At 72.4% G+C, this 5,143-nt stretch carries 2 protein-coding genes and 1 pseudogene; 1 reads left to right on the top strand and 2 read right to left on the bottom strand.

The genetic code is table 11. The features are described from left to right. Positions 1–541: 541 nt before the first annotated feature. Positions 542–3,061: a Helicase associated domain protein gene (locus tag AB0M76_RS43255; RefSeq protein ID WP_365958264.1), complete on the top strand. Its 2,520-nt coding sequence runs from the start codon at positions 542–544 to the stop codon at positions 3,059–3,061. Here the strand turns inward: AB0M76_RS43255 and AB0M76_RS43250 are convergent. Next, positions 3,058–4,500 (bottom strand): hypothetical protein, encoded by a 1,443-nt coding sequence (locus AB0M76_RS43250; RefSeq protein ID WP_365958265.1) that lies wholly within the window; start codon positions 4,498–4,500, stop codon positions 3,058–3,060. The genes AB0M76_RS43255 and AB0M76_RS43250 overlap by 4 nt on opposite strands. A 235-nt stretch (positions 4,501–4,735) precedes the next feature. Then, positions 4,736–5,143: pseudogene (locus AB0M76_RS43245) on the bottom strand (ATP-dependent DNA ligase); the annotation flags it as partial.

Here is a 5,143-nt window from a genome sequence, read left to right as displayed (position 1 = left end):
CCCGATCTGCCGGCCCTTCGGGCCGGAGTCCTCCGCTTCGCTCCGGACAGTCCGGGCTCCGCTGCGCTCCACCCGGACCGGGCCCGCTCCGCGGGCTCCGCCTCCCGCGCTCCGCCGCGGAAAGCGACCCCGTTTCACGGGGTCCAGGCCTACGGCCTGTTGGGGTGTCCGCTTCGCTCCCACCCCGGCCCTCCGGCTCCGCCTCCGGGCCAAGGGCCCGCAAGCGGGCCCGGCCAGCAGTAGCGGGGAAGATTCAGGCCCCTCACATCTGACGCTCCGTCCACTCCGCCGAAAGGCCAGACCGAAACCCGGAAACCCGCTCCTCGGAAGGGACCACCGCGGTAGAGTCAAGACTACATCACACAGATGCAAGCTGTGTAGCATCACGAGGAATCAGTCACCACCAGAACGAGATCCGCACACGCCGCACATTCACAGACAAGCAACCACGATAATCCGGATGCTGTGTACCATCCCGAAAACCACGCCACCACCCCTGATAGGGCCCACGAACCCTCTCTACTCGATGGAGTAAAGCCGAATGCAGAAGGCCAGCGAAATCACGCTGTTTCCGCACCAGGAAGAAGCGGTAGAGGCAATCGTCCGAGGGCTCGACATTCCGCCCAGGAAGCGAATTCCCAAGGCCGGTCTACGGGCCACGGTCGTTTCTGCGTGCGGGACCGGAAAGACGTTCATTGCGGCGGCTGCCGCGCTGAGGCTTGCCCGCGGCGGGCGGGTCCTGGTGCTCCTGCCCACGCTCGATCTCCTCACCCAGACCGCCCGGGAGTGGCGCACGGCTGGCCACGCCGGGCCGGCGGTCGCGGTGTGCTCGCTTGAGGACAACGCCCACCTGTACGCCCTGAAGGTCCGCGCCACGACGTCGGCGCCGCAGCTCGCCCTGTGGCACGGCCGGGGCCCGGTCACCGTGTACGCCACCTACGCCTCCTTGCCGGTCGTGGCCGAGGCGTTCGCCGGGGAGTACGGGCTGGCGATGGAGCCCTTCGACCTGGTGGTGGTGGACGAGGCGCACCGGACCTCGGGGTCGGCTGGGAAGGCGTGGGCGGCGGTGCACCGCCAGGAGGTCATCCCCGCCCACCGCCGGCTGTACATGACCGCCACTCCGCGGATTTGGGCGGAGCGGCCGCGGACGCGTGCCGAGATGCGGGCGGCCGCGGCGGCGCACCGGCGGGAGGAAGAGGCCCGGCGGCGGAAGGCGGAGGCCAAGGGGAGGCCGTTCGTGCCGCGTTTCGAGGCGTTGCCGGCGGAGTTGGCGTGCTCGATGGACGACCCGAAGGTGTTCGGTCCGGTCGTCTACGAGCTGTCGCTGGCGGACGCGATCTCGCGCGGTCTTTTGGCCCGCTATCAGGTGGTTGTGGCCGAATTGGTGGACCCTGTCGTGACCCCGGACCGGCTCTATGGCAGGGAGCGGTGGGAGGAGGAACTGCGGGGTGAGCGTCTCGCCGCCATGCAGACCACCCTCCTGGAGACCATGACCACCCACGACCTGAAGACCACCATCACCTTCCACCACCGCACCATCGAGGCGCAGGCCTTCGCCGAGGGCCTGCCGCGGGTCGCGGCCCGGCTGCATGCCGTCGACCCCGCCCGGCACCCGGCGAAGGTGTGGACGGGGTGGCTGCGCGGACAGCACGAAGCCGAGCACCGGGCCGACGTCCTCGCGGACTTCGGCCGCCGCGCCGGCCGCGCCGTGCTCGCAAATTGTCGCGTCCTGGGCGAAGGAGTCGATATCCGCGCCGTGGACAGTGTTGCCCTGATCGACCCCAAGGGGTCTGCGGTCGACATCGTCCAGGCCATCGGCCGGGCGCTGCGCCAGAAGCCCGGGGAGGGCAAAATGGCCACCCTGATTGTGCCGGTATTCCTGGCCGAGGACGAGGACCCGGAGGACATTCTTTCCTCCAAGTCATATGGCCCTCTCATTCGGGTGTTGCAAGGGCTTCGGGCACATGATGAGCGTGCAGTGGAAATGCTCGCAATTCCTCAGGAAGCCCAGAAGCGCATCGTAGCGCCGTCGCCCCTCATCGGGACGGCGCCCGACGAGGGCGACGAGGAAGCCCGGCTGCTGCTGCGGTTCGCCGCCCCGCGCGACCCCGCCTTGATCGCGAAGTGGATCAGCTACCAGGTCTTCAACACCGAACGCCAGGACTGGCGCCGCGGCATCGAGGCCGCCTGGCGCTACCGGGAACGGGAGCAGCACCTGGAAGTGCCCTACGACCACGTGGAGGGCGCTCACCCCCTCGGGCGGTGGCTCTCCGACCAGCGCCGCGCCTTCCGCGCCGGGCAGATGACCGGTGAGCGGGCCGCCGAGCTGGAGGAGCTGGGGATCGTGTGGGACACCGCCGACGCGGGGTTCGCGGAGAACCTCGCGGCCGCGCGGGCGTACTTCGCCGAGCACGGGACCCTGGCTGCGCCACGGCACGCGACCGCGCTGGACAAGCCGGTGGGGCAGTGGCTGACCAACGTCCGCCGGCCCGGAGGGCTCGGCAAGGACCCCGGCCGGGCCGAGCGGCGCGCCGCCGCGCTCGCCGCGATCGATCCCGACTGGAACCCCGGCGCGCTCGGGTGGACGGTGGACTGGCAGCGCCAGTACGCGGGCCTGAAGGCCCTCCTGACGGGCGGTGCGCGCCTTGCGGACATCGTGCCGGGGGTGACGTGGCACGGCGAGGACATCGGCCGGTGGACGGCCACCCAACGCCGCGACTTCCGCCAACTCACTGAGGAGCAGCAGCGCCGCCTCACCGAACTCGGGGTGAAGCCCGCGCGGGCCGTACGGGCCCGTACGACGACCGCCGCGCCGGGCACGACCCCCACGTCCGGACGCGGTGCGGAAGCATTCCACAAGGGCATACAGGCCCTCCATCAGTACATCGAACGGGAAGGCGGCGGCCTGCCCGGGCGGGCCCATGTCGAGCACCTCCCGGACGGGACCGAGCACCGCACGGGCGTGTGGATCGTCAACCAGAAGCAGCGGCGCGAGCGGCTCGGCCAGGACCAACTCGCCGCCCTGGCCGCCCTCGGGGTGGAGTGGGCGCGCCCGAGCTAGATGTACGTCGGGACCTCCGGCGGGTCCGGCCAGGCCGGCGCAGTGCCGGCGCTTTCGGCCGCTGCACGGCTGTGCTGTAGGGCCGTGCAGCGGATGCCGCCGCCGGGGTGCCACTCCAGCGCCGGACCGACAGCCCGGCCGTGCTCGGCGCAGGAGTCGGCCGGGACCATACCGCCGCAGTCGTGGCGGTGGCAGACGCATTCCTCGCCCGGGCCGACGTACGGCACGCCGTGCCGGACCACCCCGCCCGCCGTCCCCTCTGCGGTGCCTCGCAGCATGGCCGGCCACGCCAGCGTCACCCGCAGGCCGCCCGCCCCCGAACGGAACCGCTCGATCAACCGCACCTCCCCCAGCACCGCCAGCGGCGCCGTGCCGGGCGCGGTCAGCCGGCCCACCGACGCCCCGGACTCCCTCGACGTCAGGGCGGCCAACTCGTCGGCGTCCGCGTCGGTGGACCAGCCGGACAACACGTCCTCCCCCTCCACGTCGTTGGCCAGGACCAGGTGCGGGTCATCGAGCCGGAACCGGGAGGTACGGCGCCCGGCGCCGACCACGACCAGCGAGGCCGACGGCATGGCCACGGGCACCTCGATCTTGTCGTGGGCCAGCAGCCACGCGACCACCGCCGACCGGTCGAACTGCGGATGCACCTCCGTGCCGCCGGCCGGTGCGGGGAAGTCGGCGAGCCGGCGGCGCCAGTTCACCACCGCGGCCCGCCCCACCCGAGCCATCCGCGCCACCTCCGCCAGCAGCACCCAGTCCCGGCCCGGGACAACCGGGTCCAGAGCGGCGAGCGGGGACCGGCAGCCCGCGCGGGCGGCGCGCACCGCCCTCCAGTCGACCCAGGGGCGGACGACGGGGAGCAGGGCAACCTCCTCGGCGTTGAACAAGGGCACCGAGGTCACGCCGCCCTGCCGCTTGTAGTCGATCTCCACCGAGCCCACGGGTGAGACGAACCCAAGTCGCACCGCGGCGTCGAAGTCGACGCGGCGGACGCCGAGCCGGCGGGCGGCCTGGTCCGGGCCGAGGGGGACGTGACGGTCGAGCAGGGCCGGCAGGTCCCGACGGCGCGCGAGGGCGGCCACCTGGTCCGGGTGGACGTCGGGAAACTCCGCGTCCCCGCCGAGGCGGACCAGAAGACCGGCGTGGGCGAGGTGGCCGACCGCTGCCGCGGTCACCCGCGGCCGGCACCGCAACGGCTCCCCCAGGGCCTCCGTCAGCCGGTCCGCCGCCACCCCGGCACCGATCGGACCCCGCAGGGCCGCGCGCACCTGCTCCGGGTCGGCGGCCTCCGCCACCGCCCGCGACCACAGGCCAGGGCCGGCGTCGGCCGGCGGGACCAGGCCCGAGCCGACCGCCCACCGCCAGGCCGCCAGAGGCACCCGCAGCCGGCCCGCGGCCTGGCTCTCGTCGTAGCTCTCACGTACCAAACGCGCCATGAACCGCACTCCGATCACACATCGGCGACCCGACGATCGGGCCACGCCGGAAACATGCCTAAAGATCCTGTTTGCTGTCAATGGCCCAGATTTCGGGGCGAGTTGTGAGCATGCAGCACAAGTCGCCCACGCGTACACGAGGGCCGGATTCACCCCTGCGGGGGACAGGAAATGGGGGCCGGCACCCATCGGTGCCGGCCCCCGAGAAAGCCTTCGCCAGCGCGTGCCGAGGCGGTCAGCCGGCCGCCGTAGCCGACCCCTGGCCGAAGGGCGGAACGTCGGCGGTGGCCACGTCCAGGCGGATCCGCTGGAACCGGAGCGGGTGCCGGAAATTACCCCGGTCAACCGCCCTGTCTGCGCTGACTTCCGCCACCACGTCCGGGCGGACGAGCACCACGTCCAGGACGTCGCGGCTCCCCCACGCCGAAGTGAACCGCACCCCCTCGAAGGGGTGGCCGGGCCCGGCCGCGGCGAGGTGCTCGCCTACCTGCCGGGACACGTCCGGGCGCAGCGGTACGGTCCGGCCGACCGCGCGCAGCTGGCCACGCTGGTCGTGGCGGCCAAGGACGAGGAGCTGCGGGCGGGCGAGGGTGCCCGTGATGGCGCCGATGATCGCTTCGGTGGTGTCCCGCCGTCTGATCTT

The sequence above is a fragment of the Streptomyces sp. NPDC051364 genome (genome assembly GCF_040682115.1).
Taxonomy (GTDB): Bacteria; Actinomycetota; Actinomycetes; order Streptomycetales; family Streptomycetaceae; genus Streptomyces.
Note: the sequence above shows the minus strand (reverse complement) of the source record. Positions and strands in the feature narration are given on the sequence as shown.

Excerpts from the sequence above, each read along its gene's own strand:
- AB0M76_RS43255 (WP_365958264.1), top strand. The coding sequence starts at position 542 with ATGCAGAAGGCCAGCGAAATCACGCTGTTTCCGCACCAGGAAGAAGCG.
- AB0M76_RS43250 (WP_365958265.1), bottom strand. The coding sequence starts at position 4,500 with ATGGCGCGTTTGGTACGTGAGAGCTACGACGAGAGCCAGGCCGCGGGC.